Here is a 16143-nt window from a genome sequence, read left to right as displayed (position 1 = left end):
ACGATCGGTTCTCCGGTTTGTCTGCCCCTTTTTTGTGCCGGCCCTTCCGGCGCTTTTCCGAAGCCTGTTCAGGCGGCAAACCCAAAATCGTGTATTCGCGAGACAATATCCGGAGGTGGATTACTATTAGCAAAGACATGTACGTAAACGAAGGCATCCGTGCCCGCGAGCTTCGCCTGATTGACCACAACGGTGATCAGCTTGGAATCAAATCGCGCAACGAAGCGCTTGATATCGCAGCCCGTGCGAATCTGGACCTCGTCCTTGTCGCTCCGCAAGCCAAGCCCCCAGTAGCTCGTGTAATGGACTATGGGAAATTCAAGTTCGAACAGCAGAAGAAAGAGCGTGAAGTCAGACGTAACCAAAAGGTCATCAACATCAAAGAAGTGCGGCTCAGCCCTACGATTGATGAACATGACTTCCAGACGAAGCTTCGCAACGGCATCAAATTCTTGCAAGCTGGCGACAAAGTGAAGGCATCCATCCGTTTCCGCGGACGTGCGATCACGCACAAGGAAATCGGGCAGCGGGTACTTGACCGTTTCGCTGAAGCATGCAAGGAAGTTTCTACGGTTGAGGTCAAGCCAAAGATGGAAGGACGGAGCATGTTCCTTATACTTGCACCGACCGTAGACAAGAAGTAACGAACGATTGAACGATTTAGGAGGAACAGATCATGCCAAAAATGAAAACTCACCGCGGATCCGCAAAACGTTTTAAGAAAACTGCATCCGGTAAAGTGAAACGCGGCCGTGCTTACACTAGTCACCTTTTCGCGAACAAGTCGACAAAAGCGAAGCGTCATCTTCGCAAAGCAGCACTTGTCTCTTCCGGCGACTATAAACGCATCCGTGAAATGATCACATACATGAAGTAAGACTCCCTAAGCGGGAACCAACATTTTTAGAGGAATCTCAGGAGGTAATGAACTATGCCACGCGTAAAAGGTGGAACAGTGACGCGCAAGCGCCGTAACCGAGTATTGAAACTAGCTAAAGGCTATTTTGGATCGAAACATAGACTATACAAAGTCGCAAACCAGCAGGTCATGAAGTCTTGGAACTATGCATACCGTGACCGCCGCCAGAAGAAACGCGACTTCCGCAAACTTTGGATCGCTCGTATCAATGCAGCTGCACGCATGAACGGCCTTTCTTACAGCACAATGATGCACGGCCTTAAAGTGGCTGGCGTTGACGTGAACCGTAAGATGCTTGCAGATCTTGCAGTAACAGATGCTGCTGCATTCGCTCAGCTTGCAGATACAGCTAAGAAATCTGTAGCAAAATAATAATTTTGCCTAACAAAAGCGCCTTCCCCCGGCTAGCCGGATGGAAGGCGCTTTTGTCGTAGATGATAAAAATTTTCCTTTCGCACCCGCCTTATAAACAGTACTATAGGAAAGGGGGGATATGTATGGAAGAATTATTACTGACATGGATTGCATTCTGTTCCATTTGGACATTTTTTTTGATGGGTTACGACAAACGGCAGGCGAAACGAAAGAAGAGAAGGACTCCGGAAAAGACACTTTGGCTGTTTGCCATAGCCGGCGGCGGGATCGGTGCATATTTTGGAATGCAGATGTTCCGCCACAAGACATTGCACACGTCTTTCCGGGTCGGTTTCCTGATGCTCGCTTTACTAGACCTCGCGTTGATATTCTACCTAGCCGGTTTTTTTATGCCAGGCCGCCTCAATAGTTGAGGCCCGCTCGGCTTACGGGTTTTTCATCAATGTCTCAATTGGATTCTTCCAGTTGATCTCGGCATTTGGATAATTGGATTTGATTTCGGCTTCAAGAAAACGAAAGTCGTCTTTCGTGAATCCTTGAAGTTTTGATTCATCCTTCACCCATGCAAAGATGGAGACGACATCAAAGGAATCGGCAGTCGTTCCGAGATACTTCTCCCCTTCAAACAGGGCGCCTTTATATGTGATGAAAAAGTTTTTCCTGACATTCTTCACGTCATCATAGAAATAATATTGTTCCTGCTCAAACGCATCATCAAGCTTGCGCTTCGGATCCGTCAAATAGCGGATCCCGCGATAAAATAGATAGATGATCAATAAGATGACGACAGCTCGAATCAATAGCATTACCATGGCTTGCAACCCCTTATGCATAGAAGTAGTCCCTCTTATACGGATGAGAGGGAAGTTTGGTTTCAAGATAAATTAAAATTCCGGAGGTTTTATTATGGAACTGACATCTTTATTCGAAAAACAGCGTGAACTGGATGCATATATCCAATCTAACCATGAACCTAGCGCTAACCGATTTTTAGATAAAGGACTTGCCTTGCTTGTAGAACTGGCGGAACTCGCGAATGAGACGCGGTGCTTCAAGTTTTGGAGCCATAAAGGTCCGTCGCCCGCTCATATTATAAAAGAGGAATATGTGGATTCCATCCATTTCCTTCTGTCGCTGGGAATTGAAAAGGGATTTGACGATATGAAAGAATGGCCGGCAGGTGAACAGGAAGGAACTTTAACAGAAATCTTCCTCAAAACGAATAAAGCAATCCATCTATTTCTGGAGAATCCGACGTTGGAAAATTATGAAGACGTGTGGATATATTATGGTGCTATAGCTTCAAAATTATCTTTTTCTGCCGATGATATAGAGGAAGCATACTGGAAGAAAAACAAGAAGAATTACATACGCCAACAGGAAGGATACTAATTACTTAATAGAAAAATAAATTAAGATTGACAGACAGGCCTAATTGAAAATATGATATAGGTATGTAAATAGGAGGAGGCATCACCGTGAACGAATGGAGTAAAGAAGACTTTGGTATTAGGCTGAAGGCTTTACGTGAGCAAAGGGGATTATCGATGATGGCATTCGGGTCTGCAATCGGTACTTCTGCAAGCCGTATTAAAGACTGGGAGAAAGGAAAGAATGCTCCGTCAGCCGCGTGGATTGCAAAAATTTCGGAACGATTCAATGTATCGACAGATGAATTGATCTTAGGCGATCCGCGGACTTCCAAGGCTTTTACCGGTAATACCGCATCCACCGACTCGTTGTATGAGCGGTTGCGTGAGCAATTGGCGATTGATAAGGAAGAAGAGTCGGCTTCTGACGCTACGGTTGCCCTTTACACGCAAATCGACGCTGAAAATAAGGAGCGCTACCGGAGCGGCAGAGGAAGAAGGCTCGCGGAACGAGAACTTCTTTCGTTAGTTGTCGATTTGCCGAAAAAAGATTTATTGGAACTTGTTGAATTAGCGAAGATTAAGAAGCGCTGGTTGTGATTTTACGAACTGTCCTTTCTCCCATCAGGGAAGAAAAGACAGTTTTTTTGCTAATTACAACAATATGAAATTGGCAGACGATGAGGTATGATAGGGATAGGATGAGGATCTATATAAGAAAGGGGATGTGGCTGTGAAAGCGTACATACACGGAAAAGACGGACTTCATGTGGAAGAGGTCGCTGAACCTGAAGCACGCCGGGGGGAAGTGGTAGTCGCACTCAAGGCAGCGGGACTGAACAGGCGAGATCTGTATATACCTGCACGGAGAGGGTCCTCCCAAGAAACGCTAGTTCTCGGATCGGACGGGGCGGGAATCGTTGAGTCGGTCGGGGAAGAAGTGAGTGGCTGGAAAGCGGGTGATGAAGTCATTATCAACCCGTCTCTCAATTGGTTCGAAAAAAGTGATGCGCCTCCGGATGGGTTCGATATTCTAGGGATGCCGGACGACGGAACATTTGCCGAAAAGATCGCCATCTCAGCTGAACAGCTTGAAAGGAAGCCGGCAAATTTGGACTGGAAGGAAGCTTCTGTCGTTGCGCTGTCTGCGCTGACCGGGTACCGCGCGATGTTCACGCAGGGGGGTCTCCAGCAAGGCCAGACCGTGTTTATTCCTGGGGCGGGAAGCGGAGTGGCCACGTATTTGATCCAGTTCGCAAAGAAGGCTGGCGCCCGTGTGATTGTTACGTCAAGAAGTGAAGAAAAACGGCAGCGCGCTTTGAAAATCGGAGCAGACCGGGCCATTGACACATCTTCCGATTGGCCTCGCGATCTGAAAGACGAAAAAATCGATCTGGTCATCGAAAGTGTTGGACGGGCGACATTCAACCGTTCGCTTGATGTGCTGAAAAAGGGAGGCCGTATCGTTGTTTTCGGAGCAACGACGGAAGACCATGTGGATTTGAATCTGCGTTCTTTTTTCTATGGCCAGTACAAACTGTTCGGCTCAACGATGGGGAGCCGGGAAGAGCTGCGGGAAATGCTGAAGTTCATGGAAGCACATTCGATCCGCCCCATTCTGGATCGGGCATATCCTCTTGAAAAGGCAGAGGAGGCATTCGAACGCCTTCAGCAGAACGAACAGTTCGGTAAGATTGCGCTTGTAATGCCGGAAGCATAAGAAATTACTATAAAGTCACAGTGGAAGGGTGGAAATGGGAATGACTGAAAAAACGATGCCATTGACTGATTTGACAATCGCTTCCCAAGCGATCATGAAACCGATTGCAGAAATAGCGGAAGAGGCGGGAATCCCGGCAGATGCGGTGGAGCCGTATGGCCGTTACAAAGCAAAAATCGATATCAACAAACTAGGAACGAAGACAGCTGCTGGAAAAGTCGTGCTTGTCACAGCGACAAGCCCGACACCGGCGGGAGAGGGTAAATCGACAGTGACAGTTGGTCTAGCCGATGCTTTAGGCAGGCTTGGCGAAAGATCCATGGTGGCACTCCGGGAGCCGTCCCTAGGGCCAGTAATGGGCATCAAAGGCGGGGCAGCCGGCGGCGGTTATGCCCAAGTTCTCCCGATGGAAGAGATCAATCTTCACTTCAATGGCGATATTCACGCGATCACCACTGCGAATAACGCCCTCAGTGCGCTGATCGACAACCATATCCATCAAGGGAACAAGTTGAACATAGATCCTCGTCGGATCACCTGGAAGCGCGCACTGGATATGAATGACCGGGCTCTCCGTCATGTGACAGTCGGGCTTGGAGGCCCAGCCCAAGGCGTTCCGCGTGAAGATGGATTTGATATCACCGTCGCTTCCGAAATCATGGCCGTATTCTGTCTTGCGACAAGCCTGCAAGACCTGAAGATGAAGCTATCCCAAATGGTCATCGGCTATACGTATGACAAGGAAGCGGTCACAGTAAGGGATCTTGGCGTGGAAGGGGCTCTTGCGCTGCTGCTGAAAGAGGCGTTCAAGCCTAATCTTGTGCAGACGATCGAAGGAACACCTGCATTGATCCATGGCGGTCCTTTCGCGAATATTGCGCACGGGTGCAATTCACTCATCGCGACAAATACTGCCCGGCAGCTTGCGGATGTCGTCGTGACGGAAGCTGGTTTCGGATCTGATCTGGGTGCAGAGAAATTCATGGATATCAAGGCGAGGAAAGGAGGCTTTGCGCCTGACGCAGTAGTCCTCGTCACTACAGTGCGAGCGCTGAAAATGCATGGAGGTGTCGCAAAGCAAGACCTCGCCTCGGAGAATGTCAAAGCGCTTGAATCGGGAATCGTCAATTTGGAAAAGCATCTTGAGACAGTCAGGACATTCGGCGTTCAGCCTGTCGTCGCTCTGAACCGTTTCATCACAGATTCGAAAGCGGAGCTGGACTATATCCTTTCTTGGTGCAAGGTGCGAGGGGTCAGAGCTGCTTTGACAGATGTCTGGGGGCAAGGCGGCCAAGGCGGACTCGATCTAGCCAAAGAAGTGATGGCCATTCTGGAGGAGCCGAATGATTTTGCGCCGATCTATGAAGTGGAGCAGCCGGTTCTTGATAAGATCACTGCCATTGTACAGAAGGTATATGGCGGGAGTGGCATCATCCTAACGGATAAGGCAGTAAAAGACTTGAAGGCGATTGAACAGAACGGCTGGGACCTTTTGCCGGTCTGTATGGCGAAGACCCAGTATTCCTTCTCGGATGATCCGAAGAAGCTCGGACGCCCATCCGATTTCAGCATTACCATCCGGGAGATCATCCCGAAACTTGGAGCGGGCTTCCTTGTATGCCTGACAGGCGATATTATGACGATGCCGGGACTGCCAAAACAGCCTGCTGCGCTCAATATGGGAATCGATGAGAACGGCAATGCGGTTGGCTTGATGTAACAGTGAAATAGGAAAAGAGGTGCGCGAGTAATTGGCGCACTTTTTTTCTGCACTTTCATGGCGATTTTGTGAAGTGTTATGCCGTTTTGCAACGTAATAGGTCCATATGCATAGTGTTACTCCTTCAATTGGTCTATAATGGAATTTGAATACATAGTTCATTGTTAGGGGAGATGGAAGTTTGGCGAGGAATTTCAGGACAAAACTGACTGTGATCCTCATCCTGTTCTCATTATTGCTTTCCTTTATCATCGCTGCGTTCGATTACAAGAAACTACGGGAAAACGTCCTGCTTGGACAAGCGACCCAAATCGCGATGGCGGAAGATAAAATCATCGGCAGCCTTTCGGCCATTGACAAAGCATACGGCCTGTTTGAGGATGATATGGCTGGGATGATGAAGGATATATCTTTGAGACTGGTTGATCAGTATGAAAAACAGAATGACTTCTCATTATGGGATTTTGAAAAGCTCAGCAGCGACACGGGATTGGATATTTTCATTCTGGACGATCAGAACACTGTAATTTACAGCAACTTGAGTTACGATGTCGGACTGGACTTCAATGAATGCTGCAGCAAGTTTGCCAAGCTCTTGGATGAGAGAAGGAATGGGGATGCTTTCAGCCATGACGGCATGGATATCCAATCAAAGACAGGAGAAATTAAAAAGTTTAGCTACATGCCGACTCCTGATCATGCTTATCTAATTGAATTGGCCGTTTCGCTGGAAGACCAGGACATCTTCAAGACATTCAATTTTTTGGGCGAGAGCCGGAAGCTTGTAACCGAGTATGACATCATTGAAAACATCAGTGTATACAATTCAGGGGGATTTTTACTTGGCCATCGTACTCAGAACTTTGACCATAAGAAAATAGAAGAACCTTTCCTCTCCATGTTCAAGGAAGTGAATTCAAGCGGGATTCCGCAAGAGATGCCAGTTACAAAAGATGGCCATGATTTGACATATCGATACATACCTTATAAAGCGGAAGAGAAAAGGGGCTACTCGACAAACCGGGTTGTGGAAATTGTCTACAACAACTCGGCGCTGGAAGGCTTGCTGAACTCCTATAAAAACCAGTTCATTTCCCAGCTCGCAATCATCCTTGCAGCATCGGTCTTTCTATCGTTTGTAATCGGGAAACTTGTCGCACAGCCGATACATCTTGCCTTCCATGACAGCATGACCGGCCTGAGGAACCGGGCGGCGTTCGAGGCCGAATTCAACCGTGCAAGAAAGCGCGGCACACCTATGGCATTGCTGATGATCGACCTGGATAATTTCAAAAACGTGAATGATAAGCTTGGTCATCGGGAAGGTGACCGAATCTTGAAGCTGGCAGCCTTGTCTATTGAGGAGGTTGCGTGTCATCCGCATGTTGCAGCCCGCGTGGGAGGAGATGAATTCTTGATACTTCTCAAAACGGGAGAAGATGACGTTGTGCGGAAAAAAGCAGAAGCAATCCTTTACGAGGCAAATGAGCGATTGAAGGAGTTTACGGCGGCCAATGATATCGGTCTTTCCGTCAGCATCGGCGTCGCCCATGCAGAACAAGGTGATGACTTCGCAACGTTATATGAAAAGGCGGATAAGGCGCTTTATATATCAAAGGAAAACGGTAAAAACAGGTTTAGTATCTTTCATAAAGACCAATGTGTAACGATGTAAAAGATGCCATGCTGATCCGGACGGCGGACAGCATGGCATTTTCTTTTAAAGTGCTTTGTCGTCTACATTATCAAGCCAAGTGCGTGCCGCCCCGACGACTGATTCCACGCAGCCATCTTCGAACGGGGAAATGAGATTCGCTTCCTTGACGAGTTCTGTAAAGGATTTGGATCCGCCAAGTCTGCAAAGATGCAAATAATCTTTCCATGCATCTTCCCGGTCCTCCAGGGAGCGTTTCCAGAATTGGAATGCGCAGATCTGGGCAAGTGTATAGTCGATATAATAGAACGGGGACTCGTAAATATGTCCTTGACGCTGCCAGACGCCGCCTGCCTCGAGATACGGGATGCCGTCATAGTCGCGCTTCGGCAAGTAGGTCTTCTCCAGATCCTTCCACGCGGCTTTCCGCTCATCCGGCGTCATTTCCGGATTCTCATAGACGATATGCTGGAATTCATCGACTGCCACGCCGTATGGCAAGAAGAGAAGACCGCTTGAGAGGTGGGCGAATTTGTATTTCTCCGTCTCCTCTTTAAAGAACAGTTCCATCCAAGGCCATGTGAAGAATTCCATGCTCATCGAGTGGATTTCCGCACCTTCATGGGTAGGCCACATGTACTCAGGAATGCCGATGTTCCGGCTGGAATAGACTTGGAACGCATGGCCCGCTTCATGTGTCAGCACGTCGATATCTCCGGACGTCCCATTAAAGTTCGAGAAGATGAAAGGCGAATCATAGTTATCGATGAATGTGCAGTAGCCGCCCGATTCCTTCCCTTTTTTCGCTTCCAGGTCAAGCAGATGCTTGTCAGTCATGTATTTGAAGAACTCAGCCGTTTCGGGCGACAGTTCGTCATACATTTTTTTGCCGTTTTCAAGAATCCAGTCGGCGGATCCTTTCGGCTTTGCATTCCCCGACAGGAAATTCAGTGACTGATCATAGAATTTCAGCGAGTCCACGCCAATCCGCTCTGCCTGGCGGTCATACAGCTGATTGGCTAGCGGCACAAGATGATCCCGCACCTGATCCCGGAAGTTCTTGACCATCGAAGCATCGTATCCGATCCGGTTCATCCGTGCGTAGCCTAGTTCCACGAAGTTTCTGAAGCCGAGCTTCGTTGCGATTTCATGGCGCAATTTCACAAGATCATCATAGATGCGGTCGAATTGTTCGCCATGGCCTTCATAGAACGAATAGTTCGCTTCCATGGCCGCTTTTCGAACATCACGGTATGTCGATTCCATGTAAGGTCCGAGCTGTGCGAGTGTCAGTGTCTTGCCGTCAAATTCGATCTGCGCGGAGGCGACTAGCTTCGCATATTCGGATGTCAATTTGTTTTCCTTCTGCAAGAGCGGGAGCACTTCCGGCGAAAATGACTTGATGGCGTTATCCGCAAGGGCGAAAAGCTGGGAGCCCCATTTTTCCTCCAATTGCTTGCGGAACGGTGTTGAGACAAGCTCCTTGTAATAGGCCGTCTCCAGCTCCTGGAATTCTGGGCTGATATGGTCGAAATAATCACGTTCCGCCTGATAGAATTCATCGTTTGTATCAATCGAAGCACGGATATAGACAAGGTTTGCCTGTGTCGAGTAATCGCTTCCAATTGCGTTGATCTTCTCCATTACATCATTCTGTTCTTCGTATGATTGTGCGTTGCGGAACTGTTCCAGCAATGCATGGAACTCTTTCTTCACGTCATCCATTTCAGGACGGGTGTATTGGTATTCTTCAAATGTCAGCATGGACGCATCCCCCGTATTGTCATAATGTTATACTCCTTTCTTATTGTTCACCAACTTCAATGAAATTGCAAAAGAAAAATGTCACCGGCTGCGTATTTCTGCGTTCTGCAATTTACGGCTGTTTCGTGTACGATAGGGGAAGGTGAATACTATACGATAGGTGAGGCGGTTACAGTATGAACATAACGGAATATACAGTCGAAAAACTGGTGGATCCAACAGGGATTCTGAGCGGGGAGAGATATGAGTTCCACCTGTACGTCATGATGGATGAAGAGGATGAACTATATGATGAAAAAGGGACCGGACTTCGGGTGCTCTATTCCGTCGATCGTCCGGAACCGGGCAGGATTGCATCCTATCACTTCTTTGACCGGGCGACAGGCAAAGTGCTCGATTTTGAACTGGAAGAGGATGAAGAAGCGGAAGTCTTGATGTTTTGCACGTCACATGCCGGCGAGGCGGAAGACCAGGAGTAATGCTGCTTATATCAAAAGAAAGCGTACAGGAGATGGCCGTTCCGCCCTATACCTGTACGCTTTTTCATATCAGATTAAAATGTGAACCGGCTGACTTCTTTTTGCAAGTTTTCCGCTAGATTGGCAAGCACTTGTGAACTTGAGGATATTTCCTCGTTCACTGCAAGCTGTTCTTCCGTCGCGGCCCCCGTCTCTTGGGCAGTGGAGGCGGCCGATTCAGCTAGGGAACGCAACTGTTCCGATGATCCGTTGATAGATTTTGTCATCGTCCGGATTTGCTCGAGTGCTGCAGAGACGCTATTGACATTACCGCCTACCTCATGCACAGCGTTCTCTATCTGCTTGAAAATTTGATTGGAGTCGGTTGCTTTCGCTTGGCCGCTCTCCACGCTGGCACTGCCTTCTTCTATTGCGACTACAGCCTTTTTGGTTGCCAGCTGGATGGAACCGATCATCTTTTCAATATCGATGGCAGAAGTCTTAGACTGCTCCGCCAGCTTTCGGACTTCCTCCGCTACTACGGCAAAACCTTTCCCGTGTTCACCCGCACGTGCCGCTTCTATTGCTGCATTCAGTGCAAGCAAGTTTGTCTGATCGGAGATGGCGGTGATCAGTGATGTCACATTCTGGATTTCAACAGATTGCTTTGCCATCGTGCGGATCATCTCCGCTGCTTCCTGGATCGTGTTATGGATTTGCCCCATCTGCCCCGACATTTCGCTCATCGTATCAGAACCGGCTTCCACATAGGAAATGACCGACCGCATGGAAGTGAGCATCTTATCATTATTGGCCGAAATCTCATCCACGTCATGGGATAAAGCCCCGACTGAATCGGCTGATTCGTTGACGAGATGTGTCTGCTGTTCGCTTTCTCTCATATTCTTTTCAGATGCGGCCGCGACCATTTCACTCGATGCGAGGCTTTCTTCAGCACTTGCGGATAATTGTTCAGCCTGGGCAGCCAGCTGCTGGGATGAAAGACGGATCTGCTCGAGCAGCTGCCTCAAGTCGATATTCATCTTATTAAGCGCTTCTGCCATATCACCGATTTCATCATTGCTTGTGACCTTCACTTCCCTCACGGCCAGGTCCCCTGCTGCGATTTTTTGCAATGTCATTGTCATCGCTTTTACCGGCATGCCGATTTTCCGGTTGATCAAATATGTAACGATGATGGATAGAATGATGGCTGCTGCAATCAAAGAGAAGATGATGATTTTGATGACTGAAGTCATTTGCGCGAGTTCCTCGCGTGCATTCTTCATCTCAAGGAGCTGCCGCTGTTTCAGCTCATTCGCTTTATCCATCATCAAGCTGTTCAAACCGCTTGCTTCGCGGAGTGCTACCCGGTTTTGTGCATCGTTGCTCCGCATAAGCATATAGCTGATCGATTCCACCATTCCGCTGAATTCCTCATGCATGGCGATAATTTCTTCGACAAGCCCATTATCTTTATCCTTTTGAAAGGCTTTCTGCATTTCGCTGATTAGCTGTTCGGCTTGAGCAGTTGAATCATCCCGCATGGCTACGAAATCGCTCGTTTTGAACATGACGTATCCGCTGATTGCATTGTATCGGTCTTTTTGGGCAATGATCAGTTCATCCGCCAGATTCACCTTATGCATTCGATCGTCAAGCATCCGGTTGAATTCGGTGTTCATTTTTACAGTGGATAGGTAAGCTGCTGTTCCCAGCAATAACATGAGCAGTAAAAGGATTGAAAAACCGGCCCAAATCTTTTTTGATACAGAAAATCTCATATGCATTCTCCCCCAGTGTTGCGACTTTTCTCATATCTAAAAGTACTTAAATACTATTATACGTATTTGGGGAAATAATACTATAGGTAAAATTAAAAAAAATATCCGGTTGGGTGAGGACATCTGAATTACCATTAGAATTGACCCGCTTGTAGCAGTCAGAAGGAAATTACGCAAGTTTTGATTGGCTTACTTCCTTTTTCGGTGATGTTAAGTAAAGCGTTAAAAGGGGAAAAAACCAATGAATATGAAGGCGGATTATGTGTATTTTATTGAAAAATGATAGATAATGTGTAGAGTAGGAAAGAGACGGATGGCACTTCTATCCGGCCTCTGAATAGACTAACGAAAATGGAGTGTTCATAGATGACCAATGAAGTTGTCGATATTACGATTATTGGCGGAGGGCCGACTGGTCTTTTCGCATCGTTCTATGCAGGTATGCGTGAAATGTCAGTGAAAATCATCGATAGTCTGCCGCAGCTCGGCGGACAGTTGATTGAACTGTATCCGGATAAATATATTTATGATGTCGGTGGATTCCCGAAAATTCTGGCGAAAGACTTGGTGGCCAATCTTGTGACACAGGCTCACTATTCGAACCCTGAAATCCATCTTGGCGAAACGGCGGTCTCCTTGGAGCGTGACGGCGACCATTTCGTCCTTACGACGGACAAAGGAGTTCATTTGACTCGCACGATCTTGCTGACAGCCGGCATTGGTGCATTCCAGCCGCGTAAAATCGGCTTGGCGGAAGAGGCCGATTTTGAGGAGAAGACGCTGCACTATGGCATTAAAGATCTGTCGATGTTCAAAGATCAGAAAGTCTTAGTATGCGGAGGCGGCGACTCTGCGGTGGACTGGGCGCTGATGCTCGAGGATATAGCTGGAGAAGTCTCGCTTGTCCATCGCCGGGAACGGTTTACAGCGCATGAGACGAGTGTCAATCAATTGATGGATTCAAAAGTGAATGTGCTCACATCCCGCTCGGTTAAGTCGATCAACGGGGAAGAGGGCATTGTCCGTGATGTGGTCATTGCGCAGAAAGACGGCACAGAAGAGATCGTGGAAATCGATCATGTCATTGTCAACTATGGCAACATCTCTTCACTCGGACCGATCAAGGAGTGGGGTCTTGAGATGGACCGCAATTCCGTGCTGGTGAATTCCCGGATGGAGACAAATATTGAAGGGATTTATGCGGCAGGGGACATCACGAATTATGATGGTAAAGTGAAGCTGATTGCTGTTGGCCTCGGCGAAGCTCCGATTGCCGTCAATCATGCAAAAGCACATATCGACCCGAAAGCGCGCTTGCAGCCGCTTCATAGTACAAGTGTATTCAGCTAAACAGAAAAAGCGACGGAAAACAAGTTGGTTTCCCGTCGCTTTTTTCTATGTCTTTTTCTCATCAATCAAGCTCTGAAACTGTCACGAATGTATAGCCTTGACTCTCCAAATAAGAGAGCACATCATCGAGTCCATCCGCGGTCGCCTGATGGATATCATGCAGGAGAATGATGCTTCCGTCTCTTGTATGTTCTTTCACTTTGGAGAGAATCTGAGATGGATCGTGGTTTTTCCAGTCTTGTGTGTCAACGTTCCAAAGGATGACCGGCAAGTCAGACAAGCTTCGCACCCGCTCATTGACTGCACCGTACGGCGGACGGAATACAGTCGCTTTTCCGCCTGTGACTTGTTCAATGATCGCAGATGTATTTTTGATTTCCCTGAGGATCCGGTCGCTTTTCAATTTAGGCAAGCTGGCGTGATTCCATGTATGGTTCCCGAGTTCATGGCCCGCTTCTTTTACGGACTTAGCTATGTCTGGATAGTATTCTACCCGGCTGCCGAGCATGAAGAATGTAGCTTTCGCATTATGCTTCTCTAATGTCGCGAGGATTTGCGGCGTCACTTTCGGGTCCGGGCCGTCATCAAATGTCAACGCGACCTTCTTGGTGGTATCCTCATTAGTATCCGTCTCTTCAGCAGACTCTTCATTTGTCTGTTTGTTTTCGTGCGTTGGTTTTTCCTTTTCAACAATCTCATCCGCCGACTCGTTCTCGCCGCCCGTCTCTCCAGTCTTCTGTTGTTCTATAAGGGGGCGATAAGCGCTTTCCAGCAGACTTTCTAGCGATTGGAGTGGCAGTGAAATAATAGCCGGTCCATTTTTGGCATCCATTACGATAGAAGGATGAAGGTAAAAGATCATCTCCTCATCGGTAATGGCATAGTCACTGAAATTTTTCCATACAGGGGAGAGGTGTATATTCATCTTATCCTCTGACAACTTACCGGAAATCGACTGATCCGCCCGCAGTGCTTCTTCCACTAGAGTAGATACTGTTTTCAAATGTTGAGGATTCCGTCCGAATACATCTGCAATGGACGGCATCGCGCCGGTCACAGGGTCCAAATGGAACGAGCGGATTGTAAATGTAAAGGTGCTGTCACTGAAGTTGCTGCTTGTGACAATGACGAAAGAATATTGTCCGGAATGTTGTTTCATCGTCTCAAAGGAGATATTCAGTTCACCAGTGCCATCGGGCTTTTTGTCTTTAAGAATTGCCATCGAGTTTAGGAACTTATTACGTTGACCGCTAATATAAGTTTCCACTTCCTTATTGAATTCCGCATGCTCGCTTTGCGGGTATTGGATGGCGTATGGCATCTCCGCCTCGTTCGATGTCTCGGTAACGATCTTAATCCCTTTATAGGAGGAATTGGTCGACTTGACCTTTGCGGCGGCAGTCTTATGTACGCTTTGCGGGGCTTCAGCCGTTTCATGCGCCGGCCCGGTGGAAGCAATTATGTATATTGCGGCGATTGTCAATGAAATGATGGCGATTGAAAATGCGAAATCGATCCAGCGCATCCGCATTTTCCGCCGATGTTTTCTCATACTTTCATTCTCCTTTTCTTTATTCTAATAGGTAGACGGGCAAGCGTGTCGAATAGTTTCGAAATGGTGATATGTATTCAAACTATTTTTTGCATGAAAGTAGTTTTATCTAGTAAATTCACCAATCAACTGTTATTCATTATACCGCATACGAACCTCATAGAGTGAAAAAGATAGGAGCGAGCGAAAGAATATTACAGGGAATTTTGAGAGCGGAATCCAGCATAAGCCTCTTTTAAAAATGCGTCAAATGTGCTATACTGTTTGACGGCCTGGATCTTGCAAATGCAGGTTAGCTGTTATGTGTTTACAATCGAATATTGTTAAACCGAACCGGCTGTTATCCCTATTGCAAAGAGAATAAACAGAAGGTGGTTACACGTGATGGAAAAAGGAAATTACCGAGTATTATTGTTTTACAAGTACGTGGAAATTGAAGATCCCGAGACATTTGCCGCAGAACATTTGGCATTCTGCAAAGAACTCGGATTGAAAGGCCGTATTTTGGTCGGCGCGGAAGGCATCAATGGCACTTGTTCGGGTACTGTCGAACAGACGGATGCGTACATGGCGAAAATGCATGCCGATGAGCGGTTCCATGACCTTTGGTTCAAGATCGACGAGGCGGATGGACATGCATTCAAGAAGATGCACGTACGCCACCGTGAGGAAATTGTAAATCTTAGCCTTGCGGATGATATCAATCCAAATGAATTGACCGGAGAATACTTGAACCCTGAAGAATTTTATAAGCAAATGCAAGATGAAAATACAATTGTCCTTGATGCACGGAATGATTATGAATATGATCTCGGCCATTTCCGCGGTGCCATCCGTCCGGATATCGAGACATTCCGCGAACTTCCGGAATGGATCGAAGAGAACCGTGAGATGTTCGAAGGCAAGAAGATTCTCGCGTATTGTACAGGCGGAATCCGCTGCGAGAAATTCACAGGCTGGCTGAAACGTGAAGGTTTCGACGATGTTGCGCACTTGCATGGCGGCATTGTCTCTTACGGGAAAGACCCTGTCGTGAAGGGTCAGCTATGGGATGGCCAGTGCTATGTATTCGATGAAAGGATCTCTGTCCCGATCAACCATGTAGAGCATGTCGTTGTCGGAAAAGACCATTTCGACGGCACGCCTTGTGAACGGTACGTCAACTGTGCGAACCCTGAATGCAATGCGAAAATCCTTTGCTCCGAGGAAAATGAAGAGCTATATATGAGAAGCTGCTCAGATGAATGCCGCACGCATCCTAGAAACCGGTACATGGTCGAGCATAACCTCTCCCGTGAGGAATTCAATGCAAGACTTGAAATGATTGAGAAACACCGCGAGCAATCTTCGGCAACTGTATAAGTGAGTGAGAAAGCATCGATGCAAATGGCATCGGTGCTTTTTTTGAGGACTTTGCTCACTAATACATCCTAGTTAACTGGGAATACACTTGTAGATTCGGGTCATATTTTGGTGG

The 16143-nt window shown here is 47.5% G+C and carries 16 protein-coding genes; 12 read left to right on the top strand and 4 right to left on the bottom strand.

All coding sequences use genetic code 11. The annotated features are described in order from the left end of the window. Window positions 1-137 precede the first annotated feature (137 nt). The 4 genes from infC to ACZ5FK_RS04320 all read left to right on the top strand — a co-directional run bounded on the left by infC (window position 138) and on the right by ACZ5FK_RS04320 (window position 1707). A complete protein-coding gene (gene infC / locus ACZ5FK_RS04335) occupies window positions 138-644 on the top strand; it encodes a translation initiation factor IF-3 (RefSeq protein WP_464807358.1) in 507 nt (168 codons plus the stop codon). A gap of 32 nt (window positions 645-676) precedes the next feature. Beyond that, window positions 677-877: a 50S ribosomal protein L35 gene (rpmI, locus tag ACZ5FK_RS04330; RefSeq protein ID WP_464806684.1), complete on the top strand. Its 201-nt coding sequence runs from the start codon at window positions 677-679 to the stop codon at window positions 875-877. A gap of 54 nt (window positions 878-931) precedes the next feature. Continuing rightward, complete coding sequence (gene rplT, locus ACZ5FK_RS04325) at window positions 932-1291, top strand: 50S ribosomal protein L20 (protein ID WP_464806683.1); 360 nt, start codon at window positions 932-934, stop codon at window positions 1289-1291. A 125-nt stretch (window positions 1292-1416) separates the two neighbouring features. Further along, on the top strand, window positions 1417-1707 hold the full coding sequence (locus tag ACZ5FK_RS04320; protein WP_464806682.1) for a DUF1294 domain-containing protein: 291 nt from the start codon (window positions 1417-1419) through the stop codon (window positions 1705-1707). Between the two features lie 12 nt (window positions 1708-1719). On the opposite strand, the gene ACZ5FK_RS04315 is transcribed toward ACZ5FK_RS04320, so the two are convergent. Then, window positions 1720-2106 carry a sigma-w pathway protein ysdB gene (locus tag ACZ5FK_RS04315; RefSeq protein WP_464806681.1) on the bottom strand — a complete coding sequence of 129 codons (387 nt, stop codon included), beginning with the start codon at window positions 2104-2106 and terminating at the stop codon, window positions 1720-1722. 94 nt (window positions 2107-2200) lie between these two features. On the opposite strand from ACZ5FK_RS04315, the gene ACZ5FK_RS04310 reads away from it, so the two are divergent. The 5 genes from ACZ5FK_RS04310 (at window position 2201) to ACZ5FK_RS04290 (ending at window position 7779) form a co-directional block, all read left to right on the top strand. Beyond that, window positions 2201-2686, top strand: coding sequence for a dUTP diphosphatase (locus ACZ5FK_RS04310; RefSeq protein ID WP_464806680.1), 486 nt, complete (start codon window positions 2201-2203; stop codon window positions 2684-2686). An 86-nt stretch (window positions 2687-2772) separates the two neighbouring features. Then, on the top strand, window positions 2773-3264 hold the full coding sequence (locus tag ACZ5FK_RS04305; protein ID WP_464806679.1) for a helix-turn-helix domain-containing protein: 492 nt from the start codon (window positions 2773-2775) through the stop codon (window positions 3262-3264). 133 nt (window positions 3265-3397) lie between these two features. Further along, the gene (locus tag ACZ5FK_RS04300; protein ID WP_464806678.1) at window positions 3398-4384 is read left to right on the top strand and encodes a zinc-binding dehydrogenase; all 987 of its coding nucleotides are present in this window, start codon (window positions 3398-3400) and stop codon (window positions 4382-4384) included. 40 nt (window positions 4385-4424) lie between these two features. Beyond that, window positions 4425-6104 carry a formate--tetrahydrofolate ligase gene (locus ACZ5FK_RS04295; RefSeq protein WP_464806677.1) on the top strand — a complete coding sequence of 560 codons (1680 nt, stop codon included), beginning with the start codon at window positions 4425-4427 and terminating at the stop codon, window positions 6102-6104. A gap of 181 nt (window positions 6105-6285) precedes the next feature. Beyond that, complete coding sequence (locus ACZ5FK_RS04290; protein WP_464806676.1) at window positions 6286-7779, top strand: GGDEF domain-containing protein; 1494 nt, start codon at window positions 6286-6288, stop codon at window positions 7777-7779. Between the two features lie 45 nt (window positions 7780-7824). On the opposite strand, the gene ACZ5FK_RS04285 is transcribed toward ACZ5FK_RS04290, so the two are convergent. Continuing rightward, the gene (locus tag ACZ5FK_RS04285) at window positions 7825-9522 is read right to left on the bottom strand and encodes a M3 family oligoendopeptidase (RefSeq protein WP_464806675.1); all 1698 of its coding nucleotides are present in this window, start codon (window positions 9520-9522) and stop codon (window positions 7825-7827) included. Window positions 9523-9698: 176 nt separating this feature from the next. Here ACZ5FK_RS04285 and ACZ5FK_RS04280 point away from each other — a divergent pair, with 176 nt between their 5' ends. Next, window positions 9699-10001: a DUF6509 family protein gene (locus ACZ5FK_RS04280; RefSeq protein WP_464806674.1), complete on the top strand. Its 303-nt coding sequence runs from the start codon at window positions 9699-9701 to the stop codon at window positions 9999-10001. Window positions 10002-10075: 74 nt separating this feature from the next. Here the strand turns inward: ACZ5FK_RS04280 and ACZ5FK_RS04275 are convergent, their stop codons facing one another. Continuing rightward, a complete protein-coding gene (locus tag ACZ5FK_RS04275) occupies window positions 10076-11764 on the bottom strand; it encodes a methyl-accepting chemotaxis protein (protein WP_464806673.1) in 1689 nt (562 codons plus the stop codon). A gap of 366 nt (window positions 11765-12130) precedes the next feature. On the opposite strand from ACZ5FK_RS04275, the gene ACZ5FK_RS04270 reads away from it, so the two are divergent. Then, window positions 12131-13114: an NAD(P)/FAD-dependent oxidoreductase gene (locus tag ACZ5FK_RS04270; RefSeq protein ID WP_464806672.1), complete on the top strand. Its 984-nt coding sequence runs from the start codon at window positions 12131-12133 to the stop codon at window positions 13112-13114. Window positions 13115-13175: 61 nt separating this feature from the next. Here the strand turns inward: ACZ5FK_RS04270 and ACZ5FK_RS04265 are convergent, their stop codons facing one another. Next, on the bottom strand, window positions 13176-14666 hold the full coding sequence (locus ACZ5FK_RS04265) for a polysaccharide deacetylase family protein (protein ID WP_464806671.1): 1491 nt from the start codon (window positions 14664-14666) through the stop codon (window positions 13176-13178). A 384-nt stretch (window positions 14667-15050) separates the two neighbouring features. Between ACZ5FK_RS04265 and trhO the strand changes: the two genes are divergently transcribed. Then, the gene (gene trhO / locus ACZ5FK_RS04260) at window positions 15051-16028 is read left to right on the top strand and encodes an oxygen-dependent tRNA uridine(34) hydroxylase TrhO (protein ID WP_464806670.1); all 978 of its coding nucleotides are present in this window, start codon (window positions 15051-15053) and stop codon (window positions 16026-16028) included. Window positions 16029-16143: the final 115 nt, after the last annotated feature.

It is taken from the genome of Sporosarcina sp. GTC18466 (genome assembly GCF_055389225.1).
Note: the sequence above shows the minus strand (reverse complement) of the source record. Positions and strands in the feature narration are given on the sequence as shown.